The sequence below is a fragment of the Pseudomonas sp. UBA6323 genome, assembly GCF_002439135.1.
In the GTDB taxonomy this organism is placed as follows: domain Bacteria; phylum Pseudomonadota; class Gammaproteobacteria; order Pseudomonadales; family Pseudomonadaceae; genus Aquipseudomonas.
The window spans coordinates 1-17040 of sequence record NZ_DJSX01000037.1 but is presented as its reverse complement, the minus strand read 5'-3'; the positions used below and the strand labels follow the sequence as shown (position 1 = coordinate 17040).

20 protein-coding genes are annotated in these 17040 nt (G+C 62.4%); 9 read left to right on the top strand and 11 right to left on the bottom strand.

Features of this window, described 5'->3' with window-relative positions:
* The 3 genes from B3P22_RS08315 to pabB form a co-directional block, all read left to right on the top strand.
* On the top strand, nt 1–696 hold a 696-nt coding region (locus B3P22_RS08315), incomplete at its 5' end, for a 7TM domain-containing protein (protein ID WP_296270628.1).
* Between the two features lie 4 nt (nt 697–700).
* Nucleotides 701–1687, top strand: a complete 987-nt coding sequence (locus B3P22_RS08310; RefSeq protein WP_275545218.1) for an alpha-L-glutamate ligase-like protein — start codon at nt 701–703, stop codon at nt 1685–1687.
* Between the two features lie 279 nt (nt 1688–1966).
* Nucleotides 1967–3325 carry an aminodeoxychorismate synthase component I gene (gene pabB / locus B3P22_RS08305; RefSeq protein WP_296270627.1) on the top strand — a complete coding sequence of 453 codons (1359 nt, stop codon included), beginning with the start codon at nt 1967–1969 and terminating at the stop codon, nt 3323–3325.
* Nucleotides 3326–3363: 38 nt separating this feature from the next.
* Here the strand turns inward: pabB and thrH are convergent, their stop codons facing one another.
* Nucleotides 3364–3981 (bottom strand): bifunctional phosphoserine phosphatase/homoserine phosphotransferase ThrH, encoded by a 618-nt coding sequence (thrH, locus tag B3P22_RS08300; RefSeq protein ID WP_296270626.1) that lies wholly within the window; start codon nt 3979–3981, stop codon nt 3364–3366.
* 175 nt (nt 3982–4156) lie between these two features.
* Between thrH and B3P22_RS08295 the strand changes: the two genes are divergently transcribed.
* Nucleotides 4157–4777 (top strand): phosphoadenosine phosphosulfate reductase family protein, encoded by a 621-nt coding sequence (locus tag B3P22_RS08295; protein ID WP_296270625.1) that lies wholly within the window; start codon nt 4157–4159, stop codon nt 4775–4777.
* Nucleotides 4778–4838: 61 nt separating this feature from the next.
* On the opposite strand, the gene cysB is transcribed toward B3P22_RS08295, so the two are convergent.
* The 5 genes from cysB to B3P22_RS08270 all read right to left on the bottom strand — a co-directional run bounded on the left by cysB (nt 4839) and on the right by B3P22_RS08270 (nt 8793).
* Nucleotides 4839–5813, bottom strand: coding sequence for an HTH-type transcriptional regulator CysB (gene cysB, locus B3P22_RS08290; protein ID WP_296270624.1), 975 nt, complete (start codon nt 5811–5813; stop codon nt 4839–4841).
* A 104-nt stretch (nt 5814–5917) separates the two neighbouring features.
* The gene (locus B3P22_RS08285) at nt 5918–6418 is read right to left on the bottom strand and encodes a universal stress protein (RefSeq protein ID WP_197855822.1); all 501 of its coding nucleotides are present in this window, start codon (nt 6416–6418) and stop codon (nt 5918–5920) included.
* A 124-nt stretch (nt 6419–6542) separates the two neighbouring features.
* Nucleotides 6543–7448 (bottom strand): 5'-nucleotidase, encoded by a 906-nt coding sequence (locus tag B3P22_RS08280; RefSeq protein WP_197855823.1) that lies wholly within the window; start codon nt 7446–7448, stop codon nt 6543–6545.
* A 2-nt stretch (nt 7449–7450) separates the two neighbouring features.
* Nucleotides 7451–8407, bottom strand: a complete 957-nt coding sequence (locus B3P22_RS08275; protein ID WP_296270623.1) for a putative 2-dehydropantoate 2-reductase — start codon at nt 8405–8407, stop codon at nt 7451–7453.
* Nucleotides 8407–8793, bottom strand: coding sequence for a thioredoxin (locus tag B3P22_RS08270; protein ID WP_296270622.1), 387 nt, complete (start codon nt 8791–8793; stop codon nt 8407–8409). The genes B3P22_RS08275 and B3P22_RS08270 overlap by 1 nt, the downstream gene beginning before the upstream one ends.
* Between B3P22_RS08270 and B3P22_RS08265 the strand changes: the two genes are divergently transcribed.
* Both B3P22_RS08265 and B3P22_RS08260 read left to right on the top strand, forming a co-directional pair.
* Nucleotides 8792–9205, top strand: coding sequence for a PilZ domain-containing protein (locus B3P22_RS08265; RefSeq protein ID WP_296270621.1), 414 nt, complete (start codon nt 8792–8794; stop codon nt 9203–9205). The two genes, B3P22_RS08270 and B3P22_RS08265, sit on opposite strands and share 2 nt — an antisense overlap.
* A 201-nt stretch (nt 9206–9406) precedes the next feature.
* Entirely contained in the window at nt 9407–10483 is a 1077-nt protein-coding gene (locus tag B3P22_RS08260; protein ID WP_197855827.1) for a 3-deoxy-7-phosphoheptulonate synthase, read from the top strand.
* A 92-nt stretch (nt 10484–10575) separates the two neighbouring features.
* On the opposite strand, the gene B3P22_RS08255 is transcribed toward B3P22_RS08260, so the two are convergent.
* On the bottom strand, nt 10576–10848 hold the full coding sequence (locus tag B3P22_RS08255; protein ID WP_013715766.1) for a GNAT family N-acetyltransferase: 273 nt from the start codon (nt 10846–10848) through the stop codon (nt 10576–10578).
* Between the two features lie 136 nt (nt 10849–10984).
* Nucleotides 10985–12358, bottom strand: coding sequence for a GntP family permease (locus B3P22_RS08250; RefSeq protein WP_296270620.1), 1374 nt, complete (start codon nt 12356–12358; stop codon nt 10985–10987).
* 267 nt (nt 12359–12625) lie between these two features.
* Between B3P22_RS08250 and oprI the strand changes: the two genes are divergently transcribed.
* Complete coding sequence (oprI, locus tag B3P22_RS08245; RefSeq protein WP_003239826.1) at nt 12626–12877, top strand: outer membrane lipoprotei OprI; 252 nt, start codon at nt 12626–12628, stop codon at nt 12875–12877.
* 143 nt (nt 12878–13020) lie between these two features.
* Here the strand turns inward: oprI and B3P22_RS08240 are convergent, their stop codons facing one another.
* From B3P22_RS08240 to B3P22_RS08230, 3 genes are all read right to left on the bottom strand, one after another.
* Nucleotides 13021–13977: a L,D-transpeptidase family protein gene (locus B3P22_RS08240; protein WP_197855829.1), complete on the bottom strand. Its 957-nt coding sequence runs from the start codon at nt 13975–13977 to the stop codon at nt 13021–13023.
* A gap of 72 nt (nt 13978–14049) precedes the next feature.
* Nucleotides 14050–14331: a hypothetical protein gene (locus B3P22_RS08235; protein ID WP_197855830.1), complete on the bottom strand. Its 282-nt coding sequence runs from the start codon at nt 14329–14331 to the stop codon at nt 14050–14052.
* A 90-nt stretch (nt 14332–14421) separates the two neighbouring features.
* On the bottom strand, nt 14422–15027 hold the full coding sequence (locus tag B3P22_RS08230) for an arylesterase (protein ID WP_296270619.1): 606 nt from the start codon (nt 15025–15027) through the stop codon (nt 14422–14424).
* A gap of 11 nt (nt 15028–15038) precedes the next feature.
* Here B3P22_RS08230 and B3P22_RS08225 point away from each other — a divergent pair, with 11 nt between their 5' ends.
* Nucleotides 15039–15722 (top strand): ABC transporter ATP-binding protein, encoded by a 684-nt coding sequence (locus B3P22_RS08225; RefSeq protein ID WP_296270618.1) that lies wholly within the window; start codon nt 15039–15041, stop codon nt 15720–15722.
* Nucleotides 15722–17040, top strand: a 1319-nt coding sequence (locus B3P22_RS08220; RefSeq protein ID WP_349681627.1) for an FtsX-like permease family protein, incomplete at its 3' end; no start/stop codon positions are given. The genes B3P22_RS08225 and B3P22_RS08220, both read left to right, overlap by 1 nt.

Genomic DNA, 17040 nt, shown 5'->3' with positions numbered 1-17040 from the left:
AACAGCGAGATGAACGCCATTCGCCTGGCCAAGCTGACCGATGAGAACACCGACGCCAGCTTCCTCGAATACTCGCTGTACGGCTTGCCGCTGCAGACCCAGCAGACCTTCATGATCATGGTCATGATCCCGATCGGCGTGTTGGTCATCCTGATCCTGCGCAACCTCGGCGGCCTGCAGACGCTGGGTACCTTCACCCCGGTACTGATCGCCCTGGCCTTCCGCGAAACCCAGCTGGGCTTCGGCATCTTCCTGTTTACCGTGATCACTGCGCTCGGTCTGTCGTTGCGTTCCTATCTGGAGCATCTGAAGCTGCAGATGCTGCCGCGCCTGTCGGTGGTTCTGACCTTCGTCGTGGTGCTGATCGCCGCCATCAGCCTGTTCAGCCACAAGCTGGGCCTGGAGCGCGGTCTGTCGGTAGCGCTGTTCCCGATGGTGATTCTGACCATGACCATCGAACGCCTGTCGATCACCTGGGAAGAGCGCGGCGGCAGCCACGCGTTCAAGGTCGCCATCGGCACCCTGTTCGCCGCCACCATCGCGCACCTGCTGATGAGCGTGCCGGAGCTGGTGTACTTCGTATTCACCTTCCCGGCGATCCTGCTGATTCTGGTGGGCTTCATGCTGGCGATGGGTCGCTACCGCGGCTACCGCCTGACCGAACTGTTCCGCTTCAAAGCCTTCCTCAAGGACTAAGACCATGTTCGGCCTGATCAAGACGTGGAAGGCCCTTGAAGCCAAAGGCATCATGGGCATCAACCGACGCAATGCGGACTACGTGCTGAAGTACAACAAACGGCACCTGTACCCTATCGTCGACGACAAGATCATCACCAAGGAGCGGGCCATCGAGGCCGGCATCGATGTGCCCGAGCTGTACGGCATCATCGAGACCGAGAAAGGCATCGAGAACCTCCACAAGATCATCGAGGGACGCACCGACTTCGTCATCAAGCCGGCACAGGGCGCCGGCGGTGACGGCATCATGGTCATCGCCGACCGTTTCGAGGACCGTTTCAAGACGGTGTCCGGCAAGATCGTCAGCCACGATGAGCTGGAGCAACAGATCTCCAGCATCCTCTCCGGCCTGTACTCGCTCGGCGGCCACCGTGACCGCGCCCTGATCGAGTACCGCGTGACCCCGGACACCATCTTCAAGAGCATCAGCTACGAAGGCGTGCCGGACATCCGCATCATCGTGCTGATGGGCTATCCGGTGATGGCCATGCTGCGCCTGCCGACGCGTCAGTCCAACGGCAAGGCCAACCTGCACCAGGGGGCCATCGGCGTGGGTGTCGACTTGGCCACCGGCGTGACCCTGCGCGGCACCTGGCTGAACAACAAGATCAGCAAGCACCCGGACACCACCAACGCGGTGGACGGTGTGCAATTGCCGAACTGGGATGGCTTCATGAAACTCGCCGCCGGCTGCTACGAGTTGTGCGGCCTGGGTTACATCGGCGTGGACATGGTGCTGGATCAGGACAAGGGCCCGCTGATTCTCGAGCTCAACGCCCGCCCCGGCCTGAATATCCAGATCGCCAATGACTGTGGTTTGACCCACCGCGCTCACGCTGTCGAAGCCCGCCTGGAAGAACTGAAGGCCAAGGGCATTCAGGAAGACGCCGAAGAGCGCGTGCGTTTCTCCCAGGAGCTGTTCGGCCATATCGTCAGTAAGGAAGTCTGACGCACGCCTGGCCCGTCGCGAGGTCGCTGCGGCCTCGCGACAGGCCGGGTCGTCCTGTAGAAAATCCAGGCTGCGCGCTGTCACTCGCTTGCACACACCTTCATCTCCAAGGGCAACGGCTTATCAGGTCTTTATGCGCTGCCGATACTGGCGCCCACAGCGCATGCTGAGCAGTCGCATCGTACGCCAGGCATCAGCAGCACAGCTGCAACATGCGGCGCTAGGATGAATACTGGCAGCGGACTACAATCGCCCTTTCTAGCCTTCCGACTGCCACGCATGCCCAGCTGCTCCCTGCACCCCCTTCCTTACCGGACAGACCCCAGCGACTACTTCCGGCGCATTCGTCAGGCTCCCGGCGCGGTACTGCTGGATGCCGGGCGCCCGAATGCCGAGCGCGGCCGCTATGACCTGATGAGCGCCTGGCCATTGGCCGAACTGGCGCCAGTGGCCGACGAACCGGCCAGCGCTTTCCTGCAACGCCTGCGCGACGCGCTGCAGAGCCTTGGCCATGCAGAGGCGCCGGCACAGCAGGCCATGCCATTCGTCGGCGGCCTGATCGGTTACCTGTCCTACGATTTCGGTCGTCGCCTGGAAGCGCTGCCCGAGCAGAGCGTCGACGATCTGGGCCTCGAGGATGCTCGGTTCGGTCTCTACGCCTGGGCGCTGATCAGCGATCACCAGCTTAGCACCAGCGCCCTGCTGTTTCACCCGAGCCTGCCGAACGCGGAGCGCCAGCGCCTGCAGGCGCTGTTCGAAGCACCGTACAGCGAGGATCTTGCGCCCTTCCACCTGAGTCAGCCGTTCCAGGCCGATATCGACCAGCACCGCTATCGCCAGGCGATCGAATGCATCCAGAGCTACATTCTCGCGGGCGACTGTTATCAGGTGAATTTCGCCCAGCGCTTTCAGGCACCCTGCGCAGGCGATCCGTGGACGGCTTACCTGGCGCTGCGCCAGGCCTGCCCCACGCCCTTCTCAGGCTTCCAAAGCCTGGGAGATGGCAACGCCATTCTCAGCCTGTCGCCGGAGCGTTTTCTCAAGGTCAGCGCCGGCCAGGTGGAAACACGTCCGATCAAGGGCACCCGGCGCCGTGGCGAAGATGCCGAGGATGACCAGGCGCAGGCGCAGGAACTGCTGGCCAGCCGCAAGGACCGCGCCGAGAATCTGATGATCGTCGATCTGCTGCGCAATGATCTCGGCCGCAGCTGCCGTACCGGCTCGGTCAAGGTGCCGGAGCTGTTCGCCCTGGAAAGCTATCCCAACGTGCATCATCTGGTCAGTTGCGTGACCGCCGAGCTGGCGCCCGACAAGGATGCGCTGGACCTGATCGCCGGCAGTTTCCCGGGCGGCTCAATCACCGGCGCACCGAAGATCCGCGCCATGCAGATCATCGACGGGCTGGAGCCGACCCGGCGCGGACTCTACTGCGGCTCACTGCTGTATCTCGACGTGCGCGGCGAGATGGACAGCTCCATCGCCATCCGCAGCCTGCTGGTCAAGGATGGCAAGGTCAGTTGCTGGGGCGGTGGCGGCATCGTTGCCGACTCCCACTGGCAGGCCGAGTACCAGGAGTCGATCACCAAGGTGAAGGTGCTGCTGGAGACGCTGGAGCGTCTGCCGAACAAGCTGGACTAACGAAAACGCCGCGAAATCGCGGCGTTTATTCATCGGCCTTACAGACTCAGCTTGCGGTTCGATGCCTTGAGAAATTCCTGCTTCAGATCCCTATAGGTGTGCACCGCCGGGAACTGCGGGAACTCGCGGATCACGTTGTCCGGCGCGTGGAACAGGATACCGGCGTGGGCTTCGCTGAGCATGGTGGTGTCGTTGTAAGAATCACCCGCCGCGATCACGCGGTAGTACAGGCTCTTGAAGGCAATGACCGACTGGCGCTTGGGGTCCTTCTGGCGCAGCTGGTAGCTGACCACGCGATCGTTCTCGTCGGTGATCAGACGGTGGCACAGCAGGGTCGGGAAACCGAGCTGGCGCATCAGCGGCTGGGAGAACTCGTAGAACGTGTCGGAGAGAATCACAACCTGGAAGCGCTCGCGCAGCCAGTCGACGAACTCGACGGCGCCCTCGAGCGGCTTGAGCGTGGCGATCACGTCCTGAATGTCCTTCAGCTTCAGACCGTGCTCGTCGAGGATGCGCAGGCGCTGCTGCATCAGCACGTCGTAATCGGGGATGTCGCGGGTGGTCGCCTTGAGCGACTCGATGCCGGTTTTTTCCGCAAAGGCGATCCAGATTTCGGGGACCAGTACACCTTCCAGGTCGAGACACGCGATTTCCACAGGCCACTCCTCGGTTGAGCCAAAAAGGAGCCGGCACTCTAGCCGCTGGGCTTGGCTGGCGCAATGCGACCTGCTTATAACTGGAACGAAGGACATCAAGCGCCTTAGTTATTTAGCCGCATAACCGGGCTTTGTTACCATCGCGCCCTCACGCACACGATCTGGAGTCCTCAACATGGAACTCGACCTGGACGCGCTCAACGCCGAATTCGGCAACCAGCCTGAAAAGCTGGTGCAGTGGGCCATCGGACTGGGCAAACCCGCCATTTGCACCACCAACTTCCGCCCGTTCGAAGCGGTGATCCTGCATATGGTCAGCCAGGTCAAACCGGATATTCCGGTGGTCTGGATGGACAGCGGCTACAACACCGACGCCACCTACCGCTTCGCCGACGAGGTGACGCGCAAGCTGGGCCTCAACCTGATCACTTACCTGCCCAAGCGTTCGCGTGCGCATCGCGAGGCCATCGACGGTCCCCTGCCTGGCCTGGATGATCCGCGCCACGCCGCGTTTACCGAAGAAGTGAAGCTCGAGCCGTTCGCCCGCGCCCTGCGCGAGACCGCACCGAGCGTCTGGTTCACCGCCCTGCGCGCCACCGACACGGCCGTGCGTGCGCAGATGGACCCCATCAGCATCAACCCGGACGGCCTGATCAAGATCGCCCCGCTGCTGCATTGGTCCTCCAAGGACCTCTACCAGTACCTGGTCGCTCACGACCTGCCGAACGAGTTCGATTACTACGACCCGACCAAGGGTGAAGATAATCGCGAGTGCGGCCTGCACCTCAGCCACTGATTGGCACTGGCTGGAACGAACATGGCGCCCAAGGGCGCCATGTTTCGTTTCAGCGTCTGGCTCAGTGCATCGGCAACTCGACACCCGCGAACAGGTCTTCGAGTTCGGACTTGTTGTGGCACTGCACGGCTTTGGCCAGCATGTCACGGGTCAGGTGCGGGGCGAAACGTTCGATGAAATCGCACATGAAGCCGCGCAGGAAGGTGCCGCGACGAAAACCGATCTTGGTCACGCTGGGCTCGAACAACTCGTCGGCGTCGAGCACCACCAGATCCGGGTCCAGCTTGGGGTCGACGGCCATCTTGGCCACGATGCCGACGCCCAGGTTAAGGCGCACGTAGGTCTTGATCACGTCGGCGTCGGCTGCGGTGAATACCACCTTGGGCGTCAGACCGCGATGATTGAAGGCTTCATCCAGCTTCGAGCGCCCGGTGAAACCGAACACGTAGGTGACGATGGGGTGCTCGGCCAGTGCTTCGAGGGTGAGCTTCGGCAGCTTGGTCAACGGGTGCCCCTGCGGCACCACCACGCAGCGGTTCCAGCGGTAGCACGGCATCATGATCAGGTCGTTGAACAGTTCCAGGCCTTCGGTGGCGATGGCGAAATCGACACTGCCATCGGCGGCCATCTCGGCGATCTGCGTCGGCGTGCCCTGATGCATGTGCAGTGACACGTCCGGGTACTGCTTGATGAAGGCACTGATCACCGGCGGCAAGGCGTAGCGCGCCTGGGTGTGGGTAGTGGCGATGGACAGCGTGCCCTTCTTCTCGTTGGAGAACTCCTGGGCGATTTGCTTGATGCTTTCGACCTTGCGCAGAATCTCGCCGGCGGTGGTGATGATGCGCTCCCCGGCTGGGGTCACGCGGGTCAGGTGCTTGCCGCTGCGGGCGAAAACTTCCACGCCCAGCTCATCCTCGAGCAAGCGAATCTGCTTGCTGATCCCTGGTTGCGAGGTGTAAAGGCTCTGAGCGGTAGCCGATACGTTGAGGTCGTGGTGCGCAACTTCCCAAATGTAGCGCAATTGCTGAAGCTTCATATGTTTCCCTCAGAGCAATAAGGCAGGTCAACAGCCGCCAATGCCGTATATAACCATATTGTTGGTTTATTGGAATAGCCTAGAACTTTTTTACACATCCCCCTTTATAGATCGCCATGTCCACGATGCTGGAGCATGGGCACCAGATACACCGGCACCTCCGACAACTGCACGATTCGCGCTGCCGTGCGCCCCAGCGGTATGGTCAGGTCAGTGCCATGGCTGTGACTGCCTACGACCAGCAGATCCACTCCAAGTTTCTGCGCCTCCTCGAGAATCACCGCCGGCGGGTCCCCTTGCAGCACCCGCACCGCACGTATCAGTTGAAGATCCTGCTGACCGTCACCCAGCTCGTCACGGAAGCCCTCCAGTACCCGCTGCTCGATGCTGGCCATGACTGTGTTCAGCCCGGTACGGCGAAGCTCTGCAAGCGTGTCCTCGTCCAGATAGGTCTGCAGCACGGATTCGGCGAACAGGCCCATGGGCTCCACCGCGTGTACTACATACAGGTCGGCCTGGAAGCTGCGCGTCAGTGCGAGGGCATGTTGCAGCACGTAGGAGGCATAAAGCCCCAGATCGGTGGCATAAAGTATCGAGCGGATCACGCGGCCTCCTCGACTGCTGGCGCAGGCCCTTGATTGAGCTTAGCAGCGCATCAGACAAAGCAAGATCGGCGAGGTTATTTAGGACGAATGGCTATATACAGGCACCTGCGTGCCTGTATCAGGGTCAAGGCAGCAATTCGTTGCTCACACCATGAGGGACGTGACCGGTCGCCACCACCTGGCGAGCCCTTTCGCAGTGGCCAGTCTGGTCGTCGAAGAACACGTCGGCGGCGAAGGCTTCCAGCACCGCAGACTTGTCCAGACCGCCCAGGAAGAAGGATTCGTCCAGGCGGATGTTCCACTCGCGCAGCGTGCGGATCACCCGCTCGTGGGCCGGCGCCGAGCGGGCAGTGACGAGCGCCGTACGAATCGGACATTCAGCTTCGGGAAACTCCTGCTGCAGCGCATGCAACGCGGCAAGAAACGGCTTGAACGGCCCACCTGGCAGGGCCTGCCGAGCGGACTCACGCTCGTGATCCTGAAAGGCGTTAAGGCCGCCACTCTGATAGACGCGCTCGGAGTCATCGGAAAACAGCACGGCATCGCCATCGAAGGCAATACGTAGCTCATTACTGTTGGCCCGGCGGGTACCGCCGGAAAGCAGCGTGGCCGCACCGAAACCGGCTTTCAGCGCATTGCGCACATCGTCGGCGTGGGTGGACAGAAACAGGTGGCAGCCAAAGGCCGCCAGGTAAGGATCGGGGCTGCGACCGCCAACGAAGGCGGCGCGGGAAATGCCGAGGCCGTAGTGCTGGATGGAGTTGAACGCACGCAGGCCGGTATCGGCACTGTTGCGCGACACCAGGATGACCTCAACGCGCTGATCGCTGAGCCGTGCGTTCAACCCGAGCAGCTTCTCCACCAGCGGGAAGGCGTCCCCAGGCATCAGCACTTCGTCCTCATGTTCGATCTGATAGCGACGATAGGCTTCCACCCCTTCGCTTTCGTAGATCTGATGGCTTTCGCTCAGATCGAACAGCGCCCGCGAGGAAATCGCCAGCACCAGCTTGTCCCCCAGCCCCTTGCCCATGCTTAGGCCTCCCGGCGAGCCTGAATGAAACGTAGCGCCTGATACAGGGCGCGCACCTTGGGCATGTCGAAACCCGCCGCATCCGCAGCCGCCAGCGGCGCTTCATAGATAGCGTGCAGCTCGGCTGTCCGCCCCTGGGCGAAGTCGTGGTACATGCTCGGCAGGTAATCGGGCATGCGCTGCGTCGCCGCCAGCAGTTTGTCCGCATAGTTTTCCGGCATCGTGTAACCCAGCGCCCAGGCGGCCTGCACCACTTCCTGCATCATGTCGCCGATCAGAGCGCGGCTATCGGCGTTGCCCATCAGGCGCTGCGTGTCGGCATCGAGCAACACCGACAGACCGTTGTACGGGATGTTCCACACCAGTTTCTGCCAGCGCGTCTGCGCCAGGTCACGCATCCCTGCAGAGTCCAGGCCGGTGCTGCGCAGCAGGCTCGCGCCCTCCTCGGCCAGCGCCAGGCGCGCCTCGTCGTCATCCTGCGGCCCAGAGTGGTAGGCCAGATTGATCGCCCCCAAAGCCTGATGCTCGATCACACCCGGCGCACTGCGGTGAACGCAGATGTAGCAGAGCCCACCCAGCAGGTGCAGATCGTCACTCAGCAGCGGACGCAACTCATCCTCCACCGCCAGGCCGTTCTGTAACAGCACCACCTTGGCGCCAGGCGCCGTGGCCTTGGCGATCAACGGCGCCAGCTCGGCATTGGCCGTGGTCTTGGCTCCCACCAGCAGCCAGTCGCATTGCGGCATGTCATCGATATGCTGATAGGCCTGCACTGGCGCCAGGTGCAGGGCGCCATGCACGCTGCTGTTCAGTTGCAGGCCACGCTCGACAACCGCGGCGTATTCGCTGCGCAGCAAAAAGTGCACGTCATGCCCGGCACGTACCAGCAGCATGCCGTAGAAGCCGCCGATGGCACCGGTGCCGATGATGCCGATGCGCGGCGCGGGGGATTGGGACATCAGGGAAGCTCCTCAGCCGGGCGAAGCAGAGCCTCACCAATGGCGGTCAGCAGATCGGAATGGGTAAGGTGCGCCTGCAATGCGCCAAAGAAATGGCCATCCTTGACCAGAAATAACGAGGGCAGATGGAAAACCTCGTAGCGTGTCACCAATCCGGCGTTGTGCCCGGCATCGATCCAGCACAGGCGCTCGACCGGAAGCGCCATGCCAGGCAGTGCCTGGCGCGCCCAACGACAGCTGGCACAGCCCGTGCTAGTGAACACCAGTAGCGAGGTACCGGGAAGATCAAGCAGGCGGCGGTCAGCATCCAGATCGGTCAATTCCAGTTGTGTCGCTATACTGAATCCACTGATATCAGTTTGCCTGCATTCGAGGTCGGTGTTCATGCGTAAGTTTCTGCGTCATCCAAGCGACATGCCGGTGGAACTGATCCTGCGCAGACAGGCCTGCATTCCCCGGCAACGGCTGAACAATATCAGCCTGGGCGGGGTTGCATGCAACTCGTTACGCGGCTTTCGCCGCGGTACTTCAATCGAATTGCGTATCCCACTGCTAGGCGATCAGGCGCGCTATCCCCGGGTGGTGGCCTGGTGTCGGCGCCAGGAAAACGATTACCTGGTGGGCATCGCCTTCCTCGATGAGGACACCTTGTTCCGCGCGCGCATGGTCGAACAGGTCTGCCAGATCCAGCATTACCGCCAGCAACTTGAGCAGGAATCCGGCCAGGCCATCGCCATCGAGCAATGCGCCCAGGACTGGATCGCCAAGCATGCCGCCGGGTTTCCCTATCTGGCTTGAGCACGGCGCAGCCCTCACCGGTCCGCTATCAAGTCACTTCATTGCCAATCGATGAGTCCCATTGAACTTAACGCCCATTGTCGCGCAGCCCTGTACGCGCTAAGGTTCGGCTCCCCCTGCGCCAACTAGCTGTGCACCGCCATAGGGGATCGCTGGCGGCCGGCACCCGTGACCTGACGACCTGACCCGATGAATAGCACGATGGCAGATTTACCGATCGACGACCTCAACGTCGCTTCCAACGAAACCCTGATCACCCCCGATCAGCTGAAACGCGAAATCCCCCTGACCGATGCCGCACTGAAGACCGTCGCCCATGGTCGCCAGGTGGTACGCGATATCCTCGACGGCAAGGATCATCGCCTGTTCGTGGTCGTCGGCCCCTGCTCCATTCACGACATCAAGGCCGCTCACGAGTATGCCGAGCGCCTCAAGGTGCTGGCTGCCGAGCTGTCCGACAGCCTGTTTCTGGTCATGCGCGTGTACTTCGAGAAGCCGCGCACCACGGTCGGCTGGAAAGGCCTGATCAACGACCCATATCTGGATGACTCGTTCAAGATCCAGGATGGCCTGCACATCGGCCGTCAACTGCTGCGCGACCTCGCAGAAATGGGCCTGCCCACCGCCACCGAGGCTCTCGATCCGATTTCCCCGCAGTACTTGCAGGATCTGATCAGCTGGTCGGCCATCGGCGCCCGTACCACCGAATCCCAGACCCACCGCGAAATGGCCTCGGGCCTGTCCTCGGCCGTCGGTTTCAAGAACGGTACAGACGGCGGCCTGACCGTGGCGATCAACGCGCTGCAGTCGGTCTCCAGCCCGCACCGTTTCCTTGGCATCAACCAGGAAGGCGGCGTGTCCATCGTCACCACCAAGGGCAACGCATACGGTCACGTGGTACTGCGCGGCGGCAACGGCAAGCCCAACTACGATTCGGTCAGTGTCGCCATTTGTGAGCAGGAACTGACCAAAGCCGGCATACGTCCGAACATCATGGTCGACTGCAGCCACGCTAACTCCAACAAGGACCCGGCCCTGCAGCCGCTGGTGCTGGAGAACGTGGCCAACCAGATCCTCGAAGGCAACAACTCCATCGTCGGCCTGATGGTCGAGAGCCACCTGGGCTGGGGCAATCAGTCGATTCCGAAGGATCTGTGCGACCTCAAGTACGGTGTATCCATCACCGATGCCTGCATCGACTGGGAGGCCACCGAGAAGAGCCTGCGCAGCATGCACGCCAAGCTCAAGGATGTGCTGCCCAAGCGTTCTCGCGGCTGAAGACAACATGGCAAAGAAAACGCCGGGCAATGCCCGGCGTTTTCTTGTTCGTTCGTCAGGCGGGATTGTTTCGCCGCCCTTGAGCATTGCGCCTATTGATGCCGCGCACGACGCTCCATGTAGCGCTCGACGTAGGAGCAGGACGGAATCACGGTATAACCCTTGCCCTCGGCATACTGCAGGGCATGCTCGGTGAGTGCTGCAGCAATGCCGCGGCCACGCAGGGCGTTGGGTACGAAGGTGCGGTAGATGTCCAACGTCTGCTTACCCAGATCCATATAGGCCAGATAGGCACGATCACCATCGACGGTCGTCACGAACTGGTGACTCGCCTGGTCATGGTGGATGGACAACCCCTCGCTCATCTTCACTCCTCTAGCCGCAACCGTTAGCGGCGCATCTGCTTTTACTTCATACCGGTGCTTTGGCAAAAGCGCAAACTGCTTCTGCACATGCGATCGGCCAAGCTTATCAGGCGCAGAACGGCCCAGCCACGGGCAATCAGATACTCAACAGCGCAATGCAGAGCAACGCCGCTATCACAGGGATCAGCACCGTGATGACGAAGATGTCCTTGTACGCCTGCCTGTGCGTCAAGCCCATGATCATCAGCATCGCGATCACCGCGCCGCAATGCGGCAGCGAATCCAGGCCGCCGGCGGTGATGTTGGCGATACGGTGCAGCACCTCCGGCTCCACGCCCATTTCCAGGTAGCGCGGCGCCAGGGTCTGCATGAATATCTGCAAGCCACCGGAAGAGGAACCGACGATCCCCGATACCACGCTGACCGAGGCGAACACCGACAGCAGTGGCGGCAGGTTCACGGCCAGTATCCATTGGGCGAACTGGGCAAAACCTGCAGTCTGGGTAACGACCCCACCAAAGCCGATCACCGCCGCCGTATTCAACAGCGGCATGATCGAGTCGTCCGCCCCCTGCCCCAGCAAACCCAGGGTATTGCGGCGCAAGGCCGGGAACATCAGCACTGCGACGCCAGTGGCGATCACCAAGGCCAGACTGGGCCAGAGAATCGGCTGCGCCTGACTGAAGCTCAGCAGCCCACCCAGTGCACCCTCGCCCGGCACGACCGCACCTGACAGGGCAAGCAGGCGCGGCAAGAGAATGATGCCCAGCACCACGATGATCGGCACCAGCGCCAGGCCCCAGTGCGGCCCACTACCTGGTGCGCCGGCGAGCTGCTGCATGCGCTCGTCCTGCGCGTTGGGCTCGAAGCCCTCGCCACGCTCGCGCGCCAGGCGCCACTCCCGCTGCAGATAAGCCATACCCAGGACGATCATCACCAGCGAAGCGAACAGCCCGATCCAGGCACCGGCGAACAGGTCGGTACCCAGCGCACTGGCGGCGATCACGTTGTGAATCGATGGCGAACCGGGTAACGCCGTCATGGTGAAGGTACCGGCACCGAGCGCCGTGGCGGCGCAGAACAGGCGCTTGGGCAGGTTGGCTTCGCGCATCAGAGTGATGCCCAGCGGATACATGGTGAAGATCACCACGAACACCACCACCCCACCGTAAGTCAGCACCGCACACACCAGCATCGCCACCCACAGCGTGCGCTGCGTACCCAGCCCGCGGGTAATGGCCTGGGCGATACTGCCGGCCGCCTGGCTGGCCGCCATGACCTTGCCGAAGATCGCCCCGCAGAGAAACAGCACGAAGAACTTGCCGGCAAAGGTAAACGCACCCAGTGGGCCGAATGGAAAGTGTTCAAGAAGTGCACGAGGTACAGCGACACCATTGCTCAGCGCCACCAGCATCGAACACAGCAATGCCGCGATGAAAATGTTCACGCCGCGCAGCGCCATGAAGATAAGTAGCGCCAGGCCCAGCAAGAGCCCCAAATTCCCAAGCATCGCCATTCCCCTCTTTATTGTTTTAGTTCCAAGTCGGGACAGTTATAACAGTTCGTACAGACGCTACTGTATGGATTGCGTAACTGACTGTTTTTTAGCCAGCCCCCGTGAGCCGTGCCCTATAGCCGCCGGGCCAAAGAAAAAAAACTGCAACTCTTGCCCTGGCTCCGTTTACTTACTAAAACTAATAGGTAGTATGTACGCCGGCTAATTTCCCGCAGTTGGGGAATTGCTTTTTATGGAAAACTCCACCTCAAGGGGAACACGATGAACAACGTTCTGAAATTCTCTGCTCTGGCTCTGGCCGCAGTTCTGGCTACCGGTTGCAGCAGCATGTCCAAAGAAACCGAAGCTCGTCTGACTGCTACCGAAGACGCAGCTGCTCGCGCTCAAGCCCGTGCCGACGAAGCCTACCGCAAGGCTGATGAAGCTCTGGCCGCTGCTCAGAAGGCTCAGCAGACCGCTGACGAAGCCAACGAGCGTGCTCTGCGCATGCTGGAAAAAGCCAGCCGCAAGTAATTGCGACTCGTTTTTTCGAAAGCCGTCCCAGGCAACTGGGGCGGCTTTTTTATTGCCTGCGACGGACACTGAACAGCTCCAGCAATCAGGCAATAAAAAGCCCGCCGACATGATTGCGGGCGGGCTTTTCAGTGACTCGAAGATCAGAACGGGTTGTCGCTGCTGGCGACCACGCTCTCGGTTTGTGCGGCGATAGGCACCGGCATGCCGTCTTCGGCAGCGACCACTTCGCGGACCATTTCCCAGTCCAGGCGCAGGCCGCTGAGTTCGTCGCGCTTGAGCAATGCATTGATCACCGCCGTATGTTTGTCGACAACGGACGGATCGCCCTCGTCATCGAGCGGCGCGTGGGCCTCCAGGTAGATCTTGCCGCCACTGACGCCGAACTTGTACGGCTCGTTCAGAATGCGCACCGGAGTGCCGACCGGCACCATATCTGCCAGCTCCAGCACGTTGTGGTTGAGCATGCGGAAGCAGCCATGGCTGACGCGCATGCCAATGCCGAACTTCTTGTTCGAACCGTGGATCAGGTAACCCGGGAACGACAGCGTCATCTTGTACGGCCCCAGCGGATTATCCGGGCCAGGCGGTACCACGGTGGGCAGGATATCACCCTCGGCAGCGTGCTCTTCACGAATGGACTTGGGCGGATACCAGGCCGGGTTCGGCGTCTTCACCGTCACCCGGCCAGTGCCCAGCGGCGAACCCCAGCCTTCCCGGCCGATGCCCAGCGGAAAGGTGTGCACCACGTTCTGCCCCTTCGGGAAGTAGTACAGGCGATACTCGGCCAGGTTGATCACGATGCCCTCGCGCGGGCCCGGCGGCAGCACGTAGCGCGTCGGCAGGATAACCTCGGTGCCCTCGCCAGGCAGCCAGGGGTCGACGCCCGGGTTGGCGGCGACCATTTCCAGATAGCCAAGATCGTTTGCCGTTCCCAGATCGGCGAAAGTGTCCTCGTACTTGGCCGTGATCACTTGTACCTGGCCCACCACATCTTCGCCTGGCGGCGGCAGTGGAAGTTCGAGAGCCTGAGCTGCGGCACTGGAGCACAGGGCGACCAGAGTCAGGCAGCGGTTGACCGCAGAAAAGCGCGACAACATCCGGGAATACCTTGAAAAGAGTTGAGTGATATTGCGGCGATTGTACACCGCCGTTGGAACGCCTGGCAGACCTCAGCCATCCGCCCAGTTCGAGCACAAACCCTGACGCTGCGCCTCGAAGGTAGCCAGGCAGGCAGGACAGAGTCGGCGGTCGCGCAGCCAGACCTTTTCCAGCGCACGCCATCGTGGCTGCGCCGGTAACAAACCGCCACACAATGTACGATCGGCATGCCCACCCAGGCGCAATTGGCGAGCTACCAGGTGCACGCGCACCTCACGGCAGGCGAACAGATCCAGCTGCTCGTCCGGCTCGATCAGTTGATAGGCATAAAGGGTCCAGGCGGGACGCGGCATCTGGGGCTCCGTGACAGGTCGGCCACATTAGCCGAAAGGCTTGAGGCGGAAAAGCCTCCAGCCATTCAGTTTCCCTCAGCGATGAGGCGGTTACAGCAAGGGCTTGAGCGCCGGCCAGGCATTATCCAGCAGCACCGCCTGCGCGGCCTGAGTCGGGTGAATGCCATCGGCCTGCATCATCCCCGGCACACCACCGACACCCTCGAGGAAGAACGGCACCAGTGCAACCTGCTTCTGCTCGGCCAGGTCAGCGAACACCTGGGCAAAAGCCGTGGTGTAGCGAGCACCATAGTTCGGGGGCAGGCGCATTCCCAGAAGCAGCACTTCGGCACCGGCCGACTGCGAGGCGTCGATCATCGACGCAAGATTCTGTTGCAATTGTGCGGGGGGCTGGCCACGCAGGCCGTCGTTGCCGCCCAGCTCGATGATGACCAGCTCCGGCTTGTGTTCGGCAAGTAGCGCAGAGAGCCGTGCGGCGCCGCCTGCGCTGGTGTCGCCGCTAATCGAGGCGTTAACTACGGAGTGCTCGAAACTCTCTTCCCGAAGGCGTTTCTCCAGCAGCGCGACCCATCCCACCCGGCTATCCAGGCCAAAAGCGGCGCTGATACTATCGCCGACCACAAGCAGGGTGCCTGCAACCGCTCCCTGAGCCCAGAACATCAGGGTCAAGGCACCACTGAGCCACCATGCACGCATTTGGAATCTCCATGACTTCGAGCATTCTCGCTGCGCGGAACCTTAGCAAAGTGGTCAGCAGCGCGGAAGGCGAGCTGACCATCCTCCATGATCTCGATCTCGAACTGAGCAAAGGCGACAGCCTGGCCATCGTCGGCAGTTCCGGGTCCGGCAAATCCACCCTGCTCGGGTTGCTCGCCGGCCTCGACCTGCCCAGCGGCGGCGCCGTGCTGCTGGCCGGCAACAACCTCAGCGAACTCGATGAGGACCAGCGTGCACGCCTGCGCGCCGAGCATGTCGGCTTCGTATTCCAGTCGTTCCAGCTGCTCGACAGCCTCAACGCGCTGGAAAACGTGATGCTGCCGCTGGAGCTGGAAGGTCATGCCGATGCCCGCCAGCGCGCCCGTGCATTGCTCGAACGCGTAGGCCTCGGCCAGCGTCTGACGCACTACCCACGCCAGCTGTCGGGCGGCGAACAGCAGCGCGTGGCCATCGCCCGCGCCTTCGCCGCCGAGCCGGACGTACTGTTCGCCGACGAACCCACCGGCAACCTCGACAGCCATACCGGCGAACGCATCAGCGACCTGCTCTTTCAGCTCAACCAGGAGCGTGGCACCACCCTTGTGCTGGTCACCCATGACGAACGCCTGGCACACCGCTGCCAGCGCCTGATCCGCCTGGAAGGCGGGCATCTGATTGATCGCGTGGAGCCCTGATGAAACGCGTGCCCTTCGCTCGCCTGTTTTCGCTCGCTGCCCGCCAACTGCTGCGCGACGCCCGCGCCGGCGAGTTGCGGGTGCTGTTCTTCGCCTTGCTGGTAGCCGTGGCGGCCAGCAGCGCCATCGGCTACTTCAGTGCGCGCCTGAACGACGCCATGCTGCTGCGTGCCAGCGAATTTCTCGCTGCCGACTTGCGCCTGAGTGGCAGCACGCCGGCCAGCCAGGAGCAGATCGATGCCGGCCTCAAGCTGGGCCTGGATCATGCCCAGGCGGTGGAGTTTTCCAGCGTGGTCGCCGCAGCGGATGGCATTCAGCTGTCCAGCGTCAAGGCAGCCAACGACGCTTACCCGCTGCGCGGTGAATTGCGAAGCGCAGCCGAGCCCTACGCATCGGAGGAAGTGGGTTCCGGCCCGCGCCCGGGAGAGGTCTGGGCCGAGGCACGTCTGATGGTCGCGCTGAACCTGAAGATAGGGGACGAGCTGGAGATCGGCGCCAAGACTCTGCGTCTAAGCCGCGTGCTGACCTATGACCCGGACACCGCTGGCGATTTCTATAGCCTGACGCCGAGGGTGCTGATGCACCTGGACGACCTCGCTGCGACCGAGGTCGTGCAACCCGGCAGCCGTGTACGCTTTCGCGAACTCTGGCGCGGCGATGCCGACGCACTGGCGGCCTACCGTCAGGCCGTCGAAGCTGGCCTGGAACCCAATCAGCGCCTGGACGATGCGCGTGATGGCAATCGCCAGGTCGGTGGCGCGCTCGGCCGCGCCGAACGTTATCTGAACCTGGCCAGCCTGGCGGCGGTACTGCTCGCAGGCGTAGCGGTGGCGCTGTCAGCGGCACGCTTCGCGGCGCGGCGCTTCGACGCCAGCGCCCTGCTGCGCTGCCTCGGTCTATCACGACGCGAAGCACTGGCACTGTTCGGCCTGCAACTGGCGCTGCTCGGGCTGATCGCCAGCGTGCTCGGCGCGCTGCTCGGCTGGGCCGGCCAGCACGTGCTGTTCTATCTGTTACGCGGTCTGATCCCCGATGATCTGCCACCTGCTGACCTGTGGCCCGCTCTCGCCGGGAGGGCTACCGGCCTCGTAGCGCTGGCCGGCTTCGCTCTGCCGCCGCTGGCGGCTCTCGGGCGCGTGCCGCCGCTGCGCGTGCTGCGCCGCGACATGCTGCCGGTGCCGGCGAGCTCCTGGCTGGTGTACGGCGCGGCGCTGGCCTCCCTGGCCCTGATCATGTGTCCTCTGAGCCGGGACCTGCGCCTGACCCGTGACCAGCTGTGCGGTGGCCGCATGGCTGCGGTCGAGCGCGGCGGCGCGCC